Origin of the sequence: Kribbella steppae, from assembly GCF_004342025.1 — a bacterium.
GTDB classification, from domain to species: domain Bacteria; phylum Actinomycetota; class Actinomycetes; order Propionibacteriales; family Kribbellaceae; genus Kribbella; species Kribbella steppae.
Window position 1 is genome coordinate 560,072 of the sequence record NZ_SLWN01000002.1, and the last position, 16,359, is coordinate 576,430.

The 16,359-nt window shown below is 68.5% G+C and carries 18 protein-coding genes; 7 read left to right on the plus strand and 11 right to left on the minus strand.

The annotated features are described in order from the left end of the window. The first annotated feature begins 24 nt into the window (after positions 1-24). Entirely contained in the window at positions 25-480 is a 456-nt protein-coding gene (locus EV652_RS07580) for a MarR family winged helix-turn-helix transcriptional regulator (RefSeq protein WP_242001623.1), read from the plus strand. Beyond that, positions 473-1,567 carry an alpha/beta fold hydrolase gene (locus tag EV652_RS07585; RefSeq protein ID WP_132208263.1) on the plus strand — a complete coding sequence of 365 codons (1,095 nt, stop codon included), beginning with the start codon at positions 473-475 and terminating at the stop codon, positions 1,565-1,567. Before EV652_RS07580 ends, EV652_RS07585 begins: the two co-directional genes overlap by 8 nt. Here the strand turns inward: EV652_RS07585 and EV652_RS07590 are convergent. The 10 genes from EV652_RS07590 to EV652_RS07635 form a co-directional block, all read right to left on the minus strand. Next, a complete protein-coding gene (locus EV652_RS07590; RefSeq protein WP_132208264.1) occupies positions 1,507-2,313 on the minus strand; it encodes a carbohydrate ABC transporter permease in 807 nt (268 codons plus the stop codon). The two genes, EV652_RS07585 and EV652_RS07590, sit on opposite strands and share 61 nt — an antisense overlap. Then, positions 2,310-3,188, minus strand: coding sequence for a carbohydrate ABC transporter permease (locus tag EV652_RS07595; RefSeq protein ID WP_132208265.1), 879 nt, complete (start codon positions 3,186-3,188; stop codon positions 2,310-2,312). Before EV652_RS07595 ends, EV652_RS07590 begins: the two co-directional genes overlap by 4 nt. Next, positions 3,185-4,525: an extracellular solute-binding protein gene (locus tag EV652_RS07600; RefSeq protein ID WP_132208266.1), complete on the minus strand. Its 1,341-nt coding sequence runs from the start codon at positions 4,523-4,525 to the stop codon at positions 3,185-3,187. Before EV652_RS07600 ends, EV652_RS07595 begins: the two co-directional genes overlap by 4 nt. Before the next feature lie 9 nt (positions 4,526-4,534). After that, the gene (ilvA, locus tag EV652_RS07605) at positions 4,535-5,737 is read right to left on the minus strand and encodes a threonine ammonia-lyase (protein ID WP_132208267.1); all 1,203 of its coding nucleotides are present in this window, start codon (positions 5,735-5,737) and stop codon (positions 4,535-4,537) included. A gap of 36 nt (positions 5,738-5,773) precedes the next feature. Continuing rightward, on the minus strand, positions 5,774-6,526 hold the full coding sequence (locus EV652_RS07610; protein ID WP_132208268.1) for a hypothetical protein: 753 nt from the start codon (positions 6,524-6,526) through the stop codon (positions 5,774-5,776). 125 nt (positions 6,527-6,651) lie between these two features. After that, positions 6,652-7,455, minus strand: coding sequence for an ABC transporter permease (locus EV652_RS07615; protein ID WP_132208269.1), 804 nt, complete (start codon positions 7,453-7,455; stop codon positions 6,652-6,654). Beyond that, positions 7,455-8,237, minus strand: a complete 783-nt coding sequence (locus tag EV652_RS07620; RefSeq protein ID WP_132208270.1) for an ABC transporter permease — start codon at positions 8,235-8,237, stop codon at positions 7,455-7,457. The genes EV652_RS07615 and EV652_RS07620 overlap by 1 nt, the downstream gene beginning before the upstream one ends. Further along, positions 8,237-9,184 (minus strand): ABC transporter ATP-binding protein, encoded by a 948-nt coding sequence (locus EV652_RS07625; RefSeq protein ID WP_132208271.1) that lies wholly within the window; start codon positions 9,182-9,184, stop codon positions 8,237-8,239. Before EV652_RS07625 ends, EV652_RS07620 begins: the two co-directional genes overlap by 1 nt. A 54-nt stretch (positions 9,185-9,238) precedes the next feature. Beyond that, entirely contained in the window at positions 9,239-9,967 is a 729-nt protein-coding gene (locus EV652_RS07630) for an SDR family oxidoreductase (RefSeq protein ID WP_132208272.1), read from the minus strand. Positions 9,968-10,018: 51 nt separating this feature from the next. After that, positions 10,019-10,258 (minus strand): hypothetical protein, encoded by a 240-nt coding sequence (locus tag EV652_RS07635; RefSeq protein WP_132208273.1) that lies wholly within the window; start codon positions 10,256-10,258, stop codon positions 10,019-10,021. A gap of 112 nt (positions 10,259-10,370) precedes the next feature. Here EV652_RS07635 and EV652_RS07640 point away from each other — a divergent pair, with 112 nt between their 5' ends. From EV652_RS07640 to EV652_RS07660, 5 genes are all read left to right on the plus strand, one after another. Beyond that, positions 10,371-10,970: a MarR family winged helix-turn-helix transcriptional regulator gene (locus tag EV652_RS07640; protein ID WP_132208274.1), complete on the plus strand. Its 600-nt coding sequence runs from the start codon at positions 10,371-10,373 to the stop codon at positions 10,968-10,970. Then, a complete protein-coding gene (locus tag EV652_RS07645) occupies positions 10,967-12,577 on the plus strand; it encodes an MDR family MFS transporter (protein ID WP_132208275.1) in 1,611 nt (536 codons plus the stop codon). The genes EV652_RS07640 and EV652_RS07645 overlap by 4 nt, the downstream gene beginning before the upstream one ends. A 104-nt stretch (positions 12,578-12,681) precedes the next feature. Then, on the plus strand, positions 12,682-13,212 hold the full coding sequence (locus EV652_RS07650) for a hypothetical protein (protein WP_132208276.1): 531 nt from the start codon (positions 12,682-12,684) through the stop codon (positions 13,210-13,212). A gap of 161 nt (positions 13,213-13,373) precedes the next feature. Further along, positions 13,374-13,955: a hypothetical protein gene (locus EV652_RS07655; RefSeq protein ID WP_132208277.1), complete on the plus strand. Its 582-nt coding sequence runs from the start codon at positions 13,374-13,376 to the stop codon at positions 13,953-13,955. A gap of 8 nt (positions 13,956-13,963) precedes the next feature. Beyond that, positions 13,964-14,995, plus strand: coding sequence for a hypothetical protein (locus EV652_RS07660; RefSeq protein ID WP_132208278.1), 1,032 nt, complete (start codon positions 13,964-13,966; stop codon positions 14,993-14,995). Between the two features lie 57 nt (positions 14,996-15,052). Here EV652_RS07660 and EV652_RS07665 read toward each other — a convergent pair whose 3' ends face one another. Beyond that, on the minus strand, positions 15,053-16,339 hold the full coding sequence (locus tag EV652_RS07665; protein ID WP_132208279.1) for an AI-2E family transporter: 1,287 nt from the start codon (positions 16,337-16,339) through the stop codon (positions 15,053-15,055). Positions 16,340-16,359: the final 20 nt, after the last annotated feature.

Consider the following 16,359-nt stretch of genomic DNA (forward strand, 5'->3'; position numbering starts at 1 on the left):
CGCCTGCATGATAACGTCCCCTCCATGACCGCTACGAAGGTCAGCGCAGGTCCTGGTGAGACCAGCGCCGATGCCAGTGCTGATGTCAGGAAATGGCGCGAGCTGCTGGCTCGCCACGCCGACCTGACCTGCGCGCTCGACCGCGCACTGCAGGCTGGTCATTCGCTGGGAATGAGTGAGTACGAGGTGCTCGAGCGCCTCGCCGAGCTGCCCGAGCAGTCCGCGAAGGTGCAGACGATCGCCAAGTCGGTCCACCTCAGCCAGAGCGCGCTGTCCCGCGTGATCGGCCGGCTGGAGACCGCCGGCCTGGTCGAGCGGCACATGTGCCCCGAGGACCGCCGCGCGGTGAACGTCCGGCTCACCGAGGCCGGCCTCGAGCGGCAGACCGAGGCCAAGCCGACCCAGCGCCGCGTTCTCGCCGAGCGGCTGCACGCTCCCCTGGTGAAGGCCTGCGAGCCCCTACCATCGGTGGATGGCTGAGGAACCGCCCCTGTCCGCCGATGAGGCTCGGGAGATCATCGCGGACCTGCAACGCATCGTCGCGCCCAGCGGCATCCAGGAGACCTACCAGCTGACGGCCGGCGGCATCGACCACTGGGTGTACGCCCGTGGTCAGGATCGCTCGAATCCCGTCATCCTCTTCGTGCACGGTGGTCCCGCGTCGCCGCTGGCGCCTGCCTGGTGGCAGTTCCAGCGACCGATCGAGGAATACTTCACCGTCGTCACCTACGACCAGCGCGCCGCCGGCCGGACCCTGCATTCGGTGGACCCCGACAGCATCGCGGACACGCTCCGGATCTCGCAGTACGTCGACGACGCGATCGAGCTCGCCGAGCAGATCCGGGAGCGGTACGGCGTCCGCAAGATGATCCTGATCGGGCACAGCTGGGGCACCGTGATCGGCATGTACGCCGCCCTCGCGCGACCCGACCTGTTCCACGCGTACGTCGGGATCGGCCAGGTGATCAACTCGCGGACGAACGAGACCCTGTCGTTCGAGTACGCCCTCGACCAGGCCCGGAAGCACGAGCACACCGAGGCGCTCGAGCAGCTCGAGTCGATCGCGCCGTACCCCGGTGACGAGCCGCTGACCCGGGAGCGGATCATCATCGCCCGGCAGTGGGCGCAGTACCGCGGTGGGCTGAGCGCCTACCGGGACGACTCGCTCTACTTCTTCCAGGCGCCGCTGCTGTCCCCCGAGTACACCCTGGACGAGTCCGAGACCATTGGCGAAGGCAACCAGTTCACGCTGGGCCGGATCCTGGACGAGTTGCTCGACGTCGACTTCACCGGGGTCACCGAGTTCCCGATCCCAGTGCTGATGTTCATGGGCCGGCACGACTACACGACACCGTCCGAGCCGCCCGCGACCTGGCTGGCCAAGGTCCAGGCGCCGTACAAGCAGGCTGTCTGGTTCGAGAACTCGGCCCACCTCGCGCCCTGGGAGGAGCCCGGTAAGACGCTCGTCAGTCTGCTGACGTACGTGCGCCCGCTGGCCGGGACTGATCACTCCCGTACGGCGCCTTCCAGCATGCCGGCGATGAAGTGGCGCTGGAGGAACGCGTAGACGAGGACGACCGGTAGACCCACGATCACCGCACCCGCGGCGAGCAGCGTGAAGCCGGATGTGTACTGACCGGAGAAGAACGCCAGCCCCAGCGGTGCGGTCCGCAGCGACTCGCTCGTCACCATCACCAGTGGGATCAGGAACTCGTTCCACGTCCACATGAACACCAGCACGATCAGCGTCACCAGCGCGGGCCGGGCCGGTGGCACCAGCACCAGCCACAGCGTGCGCCAGTGCCCGGCGCCGTCGAGCCGGGCCGCCTCGACCATCGACCGGCTGGACGACCGGAAGTACGCCCGCATCCAGAAGGTGCCGAAGGCAACGGACTGGGCGATCTGCGGCAGCGCGACGGCCCAGAACGTGTCGGTCAGCCCGAGCGTGCGCAGATCGAAGTACAGCGGTACGACGATCGCCTCGGTCGGCATCATGATCCCGATCAGGAACAGGTAGAACAGCGGCCCGGCCCCGCGGAACCGCATCGTGCCGAACGCGTACCCGCTGAGGATCGACAGCAGCACGCTGACCACCACGACCGTCACCGACACCGCGACACTCATCCGCAGGTAGGTGCCGAAGTGCCCGATCTCCCAGGCCTTGCCGAAGTTCCCGAACCCGCTCGACCCGCTGCCCGCGTCGTCCGGGGCGAGTGCGGCCGCCAGGATCGTCACGATCGGCCCGAGCGCGAACAACCCGAAGACGGTCAGCAGCGCGTAGTTGCCGATCCGCTCGGTCAGTGACGCCCTCACGCGGTGCCCCGATCCGCCAGCCGGTTGACGCCCAGCGTGATCACGAAGATCAGCACCGTCAGGCAGACCCCGATCGCCGCCGCCGATCCGACCTGGCCGAGCTCGAACGCTCGGTGATAGACCTCGTACGACGGAACGCTGGTCGACGTACCCGGACCGCCGCTCGTGGTGATGTAGACCAGGTCGAACGTCCGCAGCGCGGCGATCACCGTCAACGTCACCGCGACCGCGATCTCACCCCGGACCGCGGGCAGCACCACCGCGAAGAACTCGGCGAACGGCCCGGCTCCGTCGAGCCGGGCCGCCTCGTACCGCTCCCGTGGGATCCGTGACATCCCGGCCAGCAGCAACACGGTCACCAGCCCGGTCTCGAACCACGTCCCGATCACCCCGACCGCAGGCAGGGCGAATGTGTAGTCCCCCAGCCAACCGCGCGCCACACTGTCCAGCCCGATCGCCCGCAGTACGTCGTTCAGCGGACCGTCGGGAGCGTAGATGTGGCGCCAGGCAACGGCCACGACAACCATCGCAACCACTTGTGGGAGGAACACGATGGTCCGGAAGAACCCGAGCCCGCGAACCCTGGCCCGCTGCAACACCGAGGCCAGCGCCAGCCCGATCAGCACCGGAAACACCGCGTAGAAGATGATCAGCACCAGCGCGTGCCCGAACGCGGCCCGCAGTCCGGCGTCCCGGACCACGTCCGCATAGTTGCTCAGGCCAACGAATCGGGCGAGGGTGATCCCGTTCCACTCGAACAGCGACAGGTGCACCGCGCGAAGCAACGGGTACAGCAGGAACGCGCCGTACACGAGCAGCGCCGGCAGGATGTAGAGATACCCGATCCGGCGCGGCTCCCCGGGCGGTGAACTCACTTCCCGGCGAACTTGCTGTAGTCGGTCTCGAGCGTGGTGAGGAACTGCTGCGGTGTCGCCTTCTTCGCCAGCAGGTCCTGCAGCGACGCGCCGATCGTGTCGTACATGGTCGGCGTCGCGTAGTCGAGGTACGGCACCAGCGCTTCCTTGCTGACCGCCGTACCGAAGCTGCTGAAGATGTCACTGGCGAGACCGGGCGGGGCCTGCTGGGCCGAGGTGTCGGCGATCGGCAGGTTCCCGGTGCTGGTGAGGATCTTCATCGCGTCCGGGCTGGTGATGAAGTTGATGTACGCCGCGGCCGCGTCCGCGTTCTTGGCCTTGTTGGTGATCGCGAACGGCAGACCGGTACCACCGGTGACGACCGGCTTGGCGTCGGCCGACTCACCCGGCGGCAGCATGAAGCCGACCTTGTCGCCGAGCGCCTTCTGCAGATCGGCCTGCAGCCAGGTGCCGGCGATCAGGAACACCCCGTTGCCCTTACCGAAGTCCTGCCAGGCCGGGTCGTACCCCTGCCCGTTGAAGCCCTGGTTGAAGTAGCCCTTGTCCACCCAGGACACCAGAGTCTCGGCGGCCTTCGTGTTCTCCGGCGTGCTCCACGACGCACCCGCCCGGCCGAACGCGAGCGTGGTGATCTTGTCGGCCGGCACGAACCGGTCCTGCACCGTGCCGAACACATGGATCGCCGGCCACTTGTCCAGGTTGCCGAACTGCATCGGCACCTCACCGGCCGCCTTCGCCTTGGCCAGCGCGTCCTCGAACTCGGCCCACGTCTTCGGCGGCTGTACGCCGAGCTTGGTCAGCTTCTCCTTGTTGTAGTAGAGCCCGACCACCTCACCGACCTGCGGCAGCCCGTACAGGTTGCCCTCGCCGAAGGTCTTGCCGTCGGCCGAGTAGCGCGAGTACTGCAGCACCGAGTCCGGGTACCGGCTGCCCCAGTTGTATGCCTTCGCCCACTCGTCCAGCGGCAGCAACTGACCGGCCTTGACGAACTCGCCCATGTCCGAGCGGCCGTTGTTCGCCTGGACGACGTCCGGCGCATTGTTCCCCGACAGCGCCAGCCGCAGCGTCGTCTTCAGGTCGTCGAACGAACGCGAGACCCGGGTGATCTTGATGTTCGGGTACTTCGCCTGGAACTGCTTGACCAACTCGGTCATCTGGGCCGCCTGGCCGCCGCGGACCTCCTGGTCCCAGACGGTCAACTGGACGTCGCCGAGTGCGGCGGCGTCCGTCTTCACGGTGCTCGGCGCGCTGGTGCCGCCGCTCGGGCTGTCGGATCCCGGCGTACAGGCTGCTGCCGAGAGCAACAGAACCGCGGCCGCTATGAGCGTCTTCTTCACAAGGACTCCTCAGTTCAGCGTGTACGTGTACCCGTTGCCGGTAAGGCTGGCCAATACCCGTTCACGGTGCTCCTCACCCCGCAGTTCGAGCTGCAGGGCAACCTCGACCTCGTCCAGATTCAGCGTCTCCGAGATGCGTTCGTGCAGCACCTCGATCAGGTTCGCGTCCAGGGTCGCGAGCTGGGTCAGCAACGTCGCCAGACCACCCGGGGTGTCCGGGATCCGCACTCGCAACGACAGGTACCGGCTGGCCGCGGCCATACCGTGCTGGATCACCCGCATCAGCAGGATCGGGTCGATGTTGCCGCCGGACAGCACCACCACGACCGGCGGTGTGAACCGCGTCGGCTCGTCCAGTACGGCGGCCACCGCGGCGGCGCCGGCCGGCTCGACCACCAGCTTCGCGCGTTCCAGTACCAACAAGAGGGCCTTGGACAACGAATCCTCGCCGACCGTCAGCATCTGCCCGACGTACTGCTGGATCGCCTCGAACGGCACCTTGCCAGGCAACCCGACGGCGATCCCGTCCGCCATCGTCGACATCGAGTCCAACTGGACCGGCTCACCGGCCGCGAGCGAGGCCGGGTACGCCGCCGCACCGGCAGCCTGTACGCCGACCACCTCGATCGGCACCCCGTCGCGCTGCATCGCGCACGCGATCCCGGCGACCAGCCCACCGCCGCCGGTCGGTACGACGACCGTCCGCACCTGCGGGCATTGCTCGACGATCTCCAGCCCGGTCGTCGCCTGACCCGCCACGATGTCCGGGTGGTCGAACGGGTGGATCAGGACCGCACCGGTGTCGGCCTCGAACTCACGAGCCGCCCGCAGGCAGTCGTCGATCGACGTCCCGACGAAGCGGATCTCGGCGCCGTACGCGCGGGTCGCCTTCTCCTTCGGGATCGGTGCGCCGTGCGGCATGAACACGGTCGCTTTGATCCCGAGCAGTTGCGCCGCCAGCGCCACGCCCTGCGCGTGGTTGCCGGCGCTCGCCGCGACCACCCCGCGGGCCCGCTCGGCCTTCTTCAGCCGGGCCATCCGGACGTACGCACCGCGCAGCTTGAACGAACCGGTCCGCTGCAGGTTCTCGCACTTGAGGAACACGTCGCCGCCGACGAGTTCGCTCAGCCAGCGCGAGTACTCCAGCGGCGTCGGCGCCACCACGTCATGCAGCAGATCCGCCGCGCGAGCAATGTCCCTGGCATCGATCACGCCCTCACATTACGGCGGCAACCGGCTACGTGCTGGTCATTTGGCCAGTACCGCGAGCTGGTTGCGCATCGCCCGTCGTACCGGCGGATCGAGGTGACGGTCCCAATCCGGCCGACGCTCGCCGCGGAGCAGGGCGTAGTACGCGAGTGCGTCGGACAGGGCCGCCTCGCGGAGGTACCCGCGGGCGAGCGGCTGCTTGCCCTTCCCGTTCGGCCGCGGCCGGCGCTCGTACGCCGCATTCGCGGTGAAGATCCCGAGTCCGTAGAACACGGTGAGCAGATCGGTCAGCGACTCGTGGTCGGGCCGGTGCGCGAACGAGATCCGGCCGCCGCCGAGCAACAGTTCATGACCGGCCTCGTGGGCGAAGATCGCGATCAGTGCGACCGGGTCGGCGGCCAGCGCGGGCGCGTGCTGGATCTCGTTGCGGTCGGCACCGCGGACCCACCGACCGGACGACTCCTTCACCACTCCCCGGTACGCCGGACGTCGTACCCCGTCGGCCACGAGCCCGAAGCTCAACCCGCAGTGCCCCGACGGCAGGTCCATCCGCTCCGAGACCAGGGCGCACAACTCCTCGGCTGCCGCGAGCCCACCGTCGTACCCGATGGGGATCAACTCCCCCGGCACCACGATCGGCCGGAGCAGGACGTCACGCCCGAACTCGGCCACCAGCCAGTCCATCGACGACCGGATCCACCGCCGCCGCCCACCCGGCAACCGCTCCCGCGGCGCCTTCAACCGCGCCCGCACCTGCTGCTCCCGCCGCAACACCCCGATCGGATTCCTCACCCGCCGAATCATGCCTGTCGGACGCGCCCGCAAACCTCCCGGGTTCCGCAGCGTCACTATCTGCGCACGTCAGGTCATCACTTTGGCCCGGCCGTCAGCCCCGCAAGCATCCGGATCCGGAGTTCCTACTTGAGCAGGATCTTGCCGAGGCGGCGGGAGGCGACGTACATGCCGACGGTGCCCATGGCGGCCAGGTAGGCGGCGTTGATCAGGAGGGACCAGCTGACGGTGCCGGTGGTGAAGGCGCGTTCGAGGACGACGCCCTGGTAGAGCGGGGTGATCTCGACCAGCCAGCGGATCGCCGCCGGGTAGGTCTCGACCGGGTAGAAGGTGGCCGAGAACAGGAACATCGGGATGATCGCCAGCTGGACGAACTCGAAGTCCTGCCAGCTGCGCATGAACGTGGTCAGCGCCATCCCGGCCCCGGCGAACGCGAACCCGATCAGCACCGAGGCCGGCAGCGCGGCCACCGCCCACCACGACTCGACCAGCCCCATCCCCAGCATCACCAGGATGAACATCGCCGAGTAGCAGGCACCGCGCAGCAGCGCCCAGGTCACCTCACCGGTCGCGACGTCCCACGGCCGCAGCGGTGTCGCCAGCATCGAGTCGTAGAGCTTGGCGTACTTCATCCGGAAGAAGATGTTGTACGTCGAGTCGAAGATCGCACCGTTCATCGCCGAACTGGCCAGCATCGCCGGCGCGACGAAGGCGGCGTACCCGATCGTGGTGCCGTCGGACAGGGTGAAGTCGCCGACCAGCTGGGCGACGCCGATACCGATCGACAGCAGGTAGAACACCGGCTCGAAGAAGCCGGACAGGAAGACGACCCAGGACCGGCGATACAGCAGGAAGTTGCGCTCCACGATATGCCGCCCGCCACCGAACCGGAGCGGCACCGGAACAACCCGGGCGGTAAGCGTCGCCATCAGCCGACCAACTTCTTGGTGAAGCCGCGGACCGCGAGCCAGGTGCCTATCAGGAACCACGCCAGCAGATAACCGACGTTGAGCAGCGCCATCCACGGATCGACCGTGCCCAGGCTGAGGTCGCGGGACAGCTCGACGCCGTGCCACAACGGGCTCACGTAGGCGAGCCACTCGATCCAGTTCGGGAGCTGGGACACCGGGAAGAACGCACCGGAGAACAGGAACGCGGGGACCACCCCGAACCGGAAGATCATCGCGAAGCCCGCGTCGTTCTCCAGTTTCGTCGCGTACGCCGCGATCGGACCGGCAACGGCCATCCCGACCAGCAGCGCGATCGGCAGGCCCAAGGCGCCGAGCGGTGACTTCAATCCACCGAACGCGGTGATCACCACCAGGAACACAGCACACGTGCTGGTCACCCGGAACGCAATGAACCCGAGCTGCCCGTAGACGACATCCGCCGGCCGCAATGGCGTGGCGATCATCGAGTAGTAGAACTTCTGCCACTTCAACCCGCTCATCACCGGGTACGTCGCCTCACCGACGGCGATCTGCAGTCCGGTCGCGGCGAGCAGCCCCGGCGCGATGTACTGCAGGTAGCTCACCCCGCCCAACGCGCCGCTCCCGTTGCTGTCCACGAACGACCCGAGCCCGATCCCCATCGCGGCCAGGTAGAGCAGTGGCAGCAGGAAGCTGCTGATCAGCGTGCCCTTCCAGGTGCGCTTGTAGACCGTCAGCCAGTAGTCGAACTGGCGACGACCGTTCTCCAACGCGAGTGCCATCAGTCCACCAACGTCCGGCCGGTCAGGCGCAGGAACACGTCCTCGAGCGTCGAGCGCCGTACCAGCACCGCTGCCGGCTCCAGACCACGCTCATGGACGGCGGTGACCGCGTGCTCACCGTCGTCGGTGTAGAGCAGCAGGCGGTCCGGTAGCACCTCGATGCGCTGAGCCAGATCCTCCACCTTCTCCGCGAGCGCGTCGTGGTCCGACAGCATCACCTCGGGGCCGAACCGCAGCTCGGTCACCTCACGGGTCGAGTAGTCGCGGATCAGCTCGGCCGGTGAGCCCTCGGCCGCGATCAATCCGCCGTCCATCACGACCAGCCGGTCGCACAACTGCTCGGCCTCGTCCATGTAGTGCGTGGTGATGATCAGCGTCACGCCGGCCTGCTTCAGCCGGAACAGCTTGTCCCACAACAGATGCCGGGCCTGCGGGTCCAGACCGGTGGTCGGCTCGTCGAGCAGCAGCAGGTCAGGCTTGCTCACCAGCGACCGGGCGATCGTCAGCCGCCGCTTCATCCCGCCGGACAGCTCGTCGACCTTGACCTTGGCCTTCTCGGTCAGCGCGACGAACTCGAGCAGCTCATCAGCCCGCAACCGGCACTCGGCCCGGCTCAGCCCGAAGTACCGCCCGTAGATGGTCAGGTTCTCCCGGACGGTCAGCTCGGTGTCGAGGGTGTCGTCCTGAGGGCACACGCCCAGCCGGGCCCGGATCGACGGCCCCTCGGTCGCCGGGTCCATGCCGAGGATGCGCAACGTGCCGCCGCTGGCCGGCGAGACCGCGCCGATCATCCGCATCGTCGAGGACTTGCCCGCCCCGTTCGGCCCGAGGAACCCGAACGCCTCGCCCTTCCACACGTCCAGGTCGATCCCCTTGACCGCCTCGAAGTCGCCGTACGCCTTCCGCAACCCGCGGACATGGACCAGAGACTCCCGCTGCTCACTCACGAGCCCGACCCTAGACCGCCCAGCCGACACTTTCTTGTCGTTTTGGGTGCAACCTCAGCCGCGGCCGACGTACGGCATGCCGGCGGCCATGATGGTCAGCGTCGGTACGGCGACCGACGTCGGGAGCTGGGCGATCCGGACCACGAAGTCCGCGACGACCTTCGGATCGAACGTCGGCTCGACCGCGACCGACCCGTCCGGCTGCAGCACGCCCTGGCCCATCCGCTCGGTCATCGGGGTGGCGGCGTTCCCGATGTCGATCTGGCAGGCGGTGATCCCGTGCCCCCGGCCCTCCAGTTCGAGGCCCTTGGTCAGACCGCTGATCGCGTGCTTGCTCGCGGTGTAGGCGATCCCGTGCGGCCGCGGTACGTGGGCCGAGATGGACCCGTTGTTGATGATCCGCCCACCCTTCGGGTCCTGCCGCAACATCAGCGCGAAGGCGGCCTGCGCACACAGGAACGACCCGGTCAGGTTGGTGTCCACGACCCGCCGCCAGTCCTCCTCCGACACGTCCTGGACCGGCGACGCCGGCGCACCCGTGCCCGCGTTGTTCACCAGTACGTCGATCCGCTCCAGCCCACCGAAGAACGCCCGTACGGCGGAACCGTCCGCAACATCCAGTACGACGGAGTCGACAGAGGCACCGCCCAAGGCAGCGGTCTCGCGCAGCGTCGACTCGGTCCGCCCGGTGACGATCACCTCGAACCCGGCTGCCGCCAACGCCAGTGCCATCTCCCGGCCGAGTCCCGACCCACCACCGGTCACCACCGCTACCTGCGCCATCCGCACGCCCTCCTGCCGCTCGCCGAATCGACGTCCAGGATTGCAGGACGCTCAGTCGGACGCCGTCATGGTGCCTGTCGGGGTGCGTCGCCAGTACCAGCCGACGGCTCCCGCCACCGCGGTCAGGACGAGCAGCTCCACCCAGACTCCGTTGCCGAGGGGAGGAATCAACTCCTCGCAGAGGTTCCACGCGGCGTGCACGAGGATGGCCGCCGGCACGCCACCGCGGAGGCGTTCGCTGACGAACAGCATCACGTAGGTCAGCGGAACAGCGCCAGGCGCCAGGTCCACCTCTTCCACTCGATGTGACCACCCGGACACGAAGAGCAAATGAGTGGCGACTCAGTCAGGAGTCTTGGAAACTCATTTGCGTGTATCACGCAAGCATGTATATGCTTGCAGCATGCAAGTAAACGACGCGTACTCTCCGCAGACCCCGATCGAGGGTGTGCTGCACGCGTTCACCCGGATCGGCCGGCGTCTGAAGGGCAAGCAGCCCGGCGACACCCTCGACCACAGCGCCCACGTGGTCCTGTTCGTGTTGCGCTGCAGCGGCGCCCTGCGGCTGTCCGATCTGGCCAGCCGGCTCGAGCTCGACGCCTCCACCGCGAGCCGGCACGTCCGGGCGCTGGAGCAGCTCGGCCTGGTCCGCCGCTCCCCCGACCCCGACGACGGCCGCGCCTTCCGGGTCGAGCTGACCGAGCAGGGCCTCGAGCAGTGGGAGGCCGGCGCCCGCCGCCGGATGGAACTACTCAGCGCCGCCATGGAGGGCTGGTCCGAGGACGACGTCCTGACCTTCGAGCGGCTGATGTCCCGGTTCGCCGACGGCGTCGCGAGCCAGACCGACGGCGCCGACAACCGCACCTGGGCCGACAAGGGCTGGGCCGCCGTCGCCCCGCGCATCCGGCCGGTTGCGGTTGAGCGCAGTACCGAAGACTTCGCGCCCGGTGGGGATCCTGCTGCCCGCGAGAACACCGACAAGAACCTGGAGAGCACCAGATGAGCACCACCGAGCCCGCCACCACCGGCGGCGCTGCGCCTGAAACCGGGTCCGATACCCCGCAGTACCTGTCCCACAAGCAGATCCTCGTCGTCCTCGGCGGCCTGATGGCCGGCATGTTCCTGGCCGCACTCGACCAGAGCATCGTCGGGACCGCACTGCCGCAGATCGTCAGCGAGTTCAACAGCCTGGACAAGCTGTCCTGGGTGGTCACGGCGTACCTGCTGACCTCGACCGCCTCCACCCCGCTGTGGGGCAAGATCTCCGACCTCTACGGCCGCCGCCCGCTGTTCATCGCGGCGATCGTCACCTTCCTGGCCGGCTCGGTGCTGTCCGCGCTGTCACAGAACATCGAGATGCTGATCGGCTTCCGGGCCGTCCAGGGTCTCGGCGCCGGCGGTCTGATGTCGCTGGCCTTCGCCACCATCGGCGACGTGATTCCGCCGCGCGAGCGCGGTAAGTACATGGGGTACTTCGGCGCCGTCTTCGGTCTGTCCTCGGTGGCCGGTCCGCTGCTCGGCGGTCTGCTCACCGACGGTCCGGGCTGGCGCTGGATCTTCTGGATCAACCTGCCGATCGGTCTGGTTGCCCTGGGCATCGTCGCCGCCGTACTGAAGCTGCCGCATGTGAAGCGGTCGCACAAGATCGACTACCTCGGCGCCGCCGTGATCACCGGCGCGGTCACCTCGCTGCTGCTGGCGATCTCGTGGAGCGGCCCGGGCCACGGCTGGGGCGACGGGACCACGATCGCCCTGCTGGCCGCGGCCGTCGTGCTGGCCGTCAGCTTCGTCTTCATCGAGCTGAAGGTGTCCGAGCCGATCATCCCGATGGACCTGTTCAAGGGCCGGATCTTCTCCGGGTACGCCGGGTACGCCTTCCTGCTCGGGTTCGCGATGTTCGGTGCGCTGATCTTCCTGCCGCTGTACCTGCAGGCGGTGAAGGACATGTCGCCGACCCAGTCCGGCCTGGCGCTGCTGCCGATGATCGTCGGTATCTTCTCCGCCTCGATCCCGAGTGGCCAGCTGATGAGCAAGAACGGCCGGTACAAGGCGTTCCCGATCATCTCCGCGGTGCTGGTCGGCGGCGCGATGGTGCTGCTGTCCACGCTCAGCATGACCACGCCGTACTGGCAGCTGGCGATCTACATGTTCTTGATGGGTGCCGGCCTGGGCCTGTCGATGCAGATCACCGTCACCGCCGCGCAGAACAGCGTGCCCCGGCAGCACATGGGCACCGCGACCTCGACGATGACCTTCTTCCGCTCGATGGGCGGCGCGATCGGTACGGCGGTCTACGGCGCCGTACTGACGACCCGGCTGAAGGAGCACCTGACCGACATCGTCCCGAACGCGACGCAGAGCATGGTCGACGGGCTCGCCAAGGCGGCGAACAGCGTCGAGGCCCTGCACGGCTTGAAGGAGCCGATGAAGGGCTGGGCCCTGCACGGTCTGGTCGACGCGATGGACGACGTCTTCCTGGTCTCGCTGCCGTTCCTGGCGATCGCCTTCATCCTCGCGGTCATCACGCCGGAGCAGCGCCTGGCCGGCCGGTCCGACGACACGAAGCCGGAGGACTCGGTCGAGAGTTCCGCAGCCGCCGCGATGCACTGACGGCGGCCATATGAACGGAGGGTCTCACCGGGAAACCGGTGGGGCCCTTCGCGTTCTCCGTCGGCCGTCTGGTGCGTGAGGCGGACGCCTGAGCTGACCAGGCCGTGTACGAGGACCAGATCCTGCCGCACAGCCCGTTCAGCGGGTGGGTCGCGTTCGCGATCGAGCCCGATGACATCCCCGCCGCCGAGGCGGGACTGGACGAGCACTGGCCGGCCAAGTTCGAGCTGGCCCGCAAGCACTGGGGCCAACCGTCGTACGTCGGAACCGACGACCATCCCGGGTTCGTCGACGCGTGGGCCCCCGGCGCGGGCCAGGAGCGACGGCACCTCGCGCTCGCGGCCAAGCGGCAGTTCAGGGAAGGTGCCAGGGATGCGTTGGCCAACAGCGACCTGCCGCCCGGCACCGGGGCGAGCAGCAGCGTCTCACCCGAGTCGCTCACCACGATCGCCCAGGGAGCCGACGCGGCCGCGCGGCAAGCGTCCGCACCGGGTCTTTCCAGCGATCTGCAGACCAGCCTCAACGCTGCGACGGCGCCGCCGCTGAAGCCCGGGCAGGCGCGCGGCACCGACGCCGGCCAGCGCCCGCAGACCACCGGCCAGATCGACCGCGGCGCCGGCAGAGACGGCCGTTAGCCCAGGCGGCTGATGTCCGCTGTGATCTAAACCAATCCGGCTGCCGGAGTGCCCGGCGTTAGAGATCTGCCAAGTCGGCGACCGGCGCGTTCGCATGACCCTGATCGCGCCCTACGGTGGCCGACGATGGCTTGAGTCACGGACGGAAGGAACAAGCCCGGATGAAGACGCAGGACAGGCCGCTCGACGAGGACGACCTGGCGATCGCCGACCTCGCCGAGATCGCGGACTGGACCACGCTGGCAGGCCCGAACAGCGACGACTCCGGACCCGCCGTGGTCCGTGCATTGGTCCAGCGGGTCACGACGGCGACCGGCTGGGAGCCGTGGCCGCTCAAGCCGGGTGAACAGATCAACCCGGTGATGGCCTCCTGGGGATTCACCACCAAGCGCGGAAGCTCGATCATCATGTTCGACGGGCTGGCCTTCGCGGACTGCCCCAACAGCGGGTGGTCGGCGTACGAGATCGGGCCGGACGACATCGCCGAGGCCGAGGCCGGGCTCGACGCCCACTGGCCGGAGCACCTCCAGCTCGCCCGGAAGCACCTGGGCGAGCCCGCCTACGTCGGTGACGACAGCAGCCCCACCTTCCTTGACGAGTGGGCGCCGGGTGCGGGGGCCGACCGGCGTCACCTCGCGGTCTGGGTCCGCCCGGGCGCGCAGTTCCACCTGTTCAGCAACAAGCCGACCCGGGATCCGCTGACCAGCGCGGTGGGTGTCACCTACGCGGTCTACATCGACTAGGAGATCGAATGTCCACACCTCACCAGGGGCCGGGGCAGTGGGAACCGGGTAACTGGGTCGCCGCCACCGACTACCTCGCGAACCTGAACGCCCAGCAGCAGCGGAACCTTCAGCTGGTGCTTGACATGACCCAGGAGCAGTCGCAGAAGCTGGAGCGGATGCTGAACAAGCAGCCGCTGCGGGCCCGGATTCATACCGCGATCGGCAACGCGGTGGCCCGGGTTCACCAGGTCTATGACCAGACGAGGACACGGCTGAGCAAGGCCGCCCAGACGCTGGCCACTCAGGCCAACCAGTACCGGCAGGCCGCGGTAGGTACTGCGAATCTGGTCGCCCAAGGCGTCGCGCAGGGCTATCGGGACGTCCGGGAGGACGTGGCGGACCTGGCCCAGCGTGGTGCGGTCGCCGCAGACCTCGCCGCGCAGCGAGTGGGCGAGGGCGTCAACGCCGCCGGCCGCGCGGTGGCGCAAGCCGCCGAGGCCACCCGCCAGAGCGTTGTGCAGGGCGCGCAGGCCACCCGCCAAGGCATCGTGCAGGGCGCGCAGGCCACTGGCCGAGCGGTTGCCGAGGGCGGTCGGCAGGCCGTGGCGGCCGGGCAGCAGCTGGCCGGCAACGTGTCCCGCTGGTTCCAGGACAAGAAGGCCCATGCCCAGACCCGCGCCGAGGCCGCCCGCGCGTCCTTCGCCGCGTTCCGGATGGACCCGACGCTGCCGCGGGACGCGGGGAGCCTGCAGGATCGCCTCGAGCTGAGCCAGCAGTTCAGCAAGATCATGTCCGCTCCGACCTACGAGGCTCGCATCACGGCGGTGGACGACCTGCTCCGGTCGACCGAGGCCAAGATCGGCGCCACGCAGGAGAACCCCCAGGCGGAGGCACAGAACGCGGCGTTCCGCGCTTTCAGCGGCGTCCACCCGCCCACTCACACGTCGGCGCCGGCCGCGGCCACCACCGGCCAGGATCAGAGCAACGAGCAAGGTGCGCAGAGCACCGTCAACCTCAACAAGAACCCACCCACCAAGGGTGGCCCGACCATCGGCTGACTTTGACGAACGCTGGAAGGCGTCGCCGAGAGCTTCTCGGCGGCGCCTTCTCGTGCTCTAGCCGTCGGCGACTTCGGGTGCGCGGTGTCTTCGCCGGGGTAGCTGGCGGCTGGGTGGTTCGGGGTCGACGTCGTTGCCGGCCAGGTGGTTGACGATGGTGTTGACGACCGCGGCCGTAGGTACGGCGATCAGCGCGCCGACGATCCCGGCGACGATGACACCGGTGGCGATCGCCAAGATGATCGCCAGCGGGTGGACAGCGACCGCGCGGCCGAGCAGGAACGGCTGCAGGACGTGCGCCTCGAGTTGCTGTACGCCGATCACGACCCCCAGCATGATGATCGCGATGATCAGGCCCTTGGCGACCAGTGCGACCAGTACGGCGACGACGCCGCTGATCAGCGCACCGACCACGGGGATGAACGCGCCGACGAAGACCAGGATCCCGATCGCGCTGACCAGCGGCAGGCCGAGGATCGCGGCCCCCAGCGAGATACCGATCGCGTCCACCGCGGCGACGATGATGGTGGCCCGCACGAACGCGGTCAGCGAGACCCACGCCTTCCGGCCGGACGAGTCCGCCTTCTCCCGCGCCTGCCGCGGGAACAGCCGGACCAGCCAGGCCCAGATCTGCTCGCCCTGGTAGAGGAAGAAGAACAGGCAGAACAGCGCGATGAACAACCCGGCGACGACGTGGGTCGCAGTGGTCCCGACCTCGGCCGCGCGCTGACCGAGCGCACCGCCGGACGTGACCGCCTCTCGCAGCGAGTTGAAGGCGCTGGTGATGTCCTGGTCGTCCAGGCCGAAGTTGATCCGGGCCAGGTCACGCAGTTCCTGCACACCTTCGCCGACCTGTGCGGACAGGCTCTCGAACTGGCTGGCGATCTGGGTCCCGACCAGCGTGAGCAAACCGGCCACCAGCACGACGGTGGTGAACACGGTGATTCCGGCCGCGGGTCCGCGCGGGATCCGTAGCCGCTGCAGTCCGTCGGTCACCGGCACCAGCAGAGCGGTGAGCAGTACGCCGACCGTCACCGGAACGACCACCTCGGACAGGTAGCGCATCCCGTACCCGATCACGAGCACCGCGGCCACGAGCACCAGGAACCGCCAGGCCCAGGCACTGGCGATCTCCATCCCCGGCGTCACCCCGGTGTTCACCCGCCCCCGGCTCGACGCGGCCACCAGGTCCTGCTCGACCGCCGTATCTTCACTGGACCGGTCGTCGACCGAGTGCTCGGGGTCGACGGCGCCGCTGGTTTCCTCCAGCACCTGGTTGTCCGCCACCGGGCTCGGGTCGTCGTTCCCGACGTCCGGCACGTCGTCGTCCCGCCCCTTGCTCATCACACCTCCGCAGCTCGCCG

Excerpts from the sequence above, each read along its gene's own strand:
- EV652_RS07640 (WP_132208274.1), top strand. The coding sequence starts at position 10,371 with ATGCAAGTAAACGACGCGTACTCTCCGCAGACCCCGATCGAGGGTGTG.
- EV652_RS07645 (WP_132208275.1), top strand. The coding sequence starts at position 10,967 with ATGAGCACCACCGAGCCCGCCACCACCGGCGGCGCTGCGCCTGAAACC.
- EV652_RS07630 (WP_132208272.1), bottom strand. The coding sequence starts at position 9,967 with ATGGCGCAGGTAGCGGTGGTGACCGGTGGTGGGTCGGGACTCGGCCGG.
- EV652_RS07615 (WP_132208269.1), bottom strand. The coding sequence starts at position 7,455 with ATGGCGACGCTTACCGCCCGGGTTGTTCCGGTGCCGCTCCGGTTCGGT.
- EV652_RS07660 (WP_132208278.1), top strand. The coding sequence starts at position 13,964 with ATGTCCACACCTCACCAGGGGCCGGGGCAGTGGGAACCGGGTAACTGG.
- EV652_RS07620 (WP_132208270.1), bottom strand. The coding sequence starts at position 8,237 with ATGGCACTCGCGTTGGAGAACGGTCGTCGCCAGTTCGACTACTGGCTG.
- EV652_RS07655 (WP_132208277.1), top strand. The coding sequence starts at position 13,374 with ATGAAGACGCAGGACAGGCCGCTCGACGAGGACGACCTGGCGATCGCC.
- EV652_RS07665 (WP_132208279.1), bottom strand. The coding sequence starts at position 16,339 with ATGAGCAAGGGGCGGGACGACGACGTGCCGGACGTCGGGAACGACGAC.
- EV652_RS07585 (WP_132208263.1), top strand. The coding sequence starts at position 473 with ATGGCTGAGGAACCGCCCCTGTCCGCCGATGAGGCTCGGGAGATCATC.
- EV652_RS07580 (WP_242001623.1), top strand. The coding sequence starts at position 25 with ATGACCGCTACGAAGGTCAGCGCAGGTCCTGGTGAGACCAGCGCCGAT.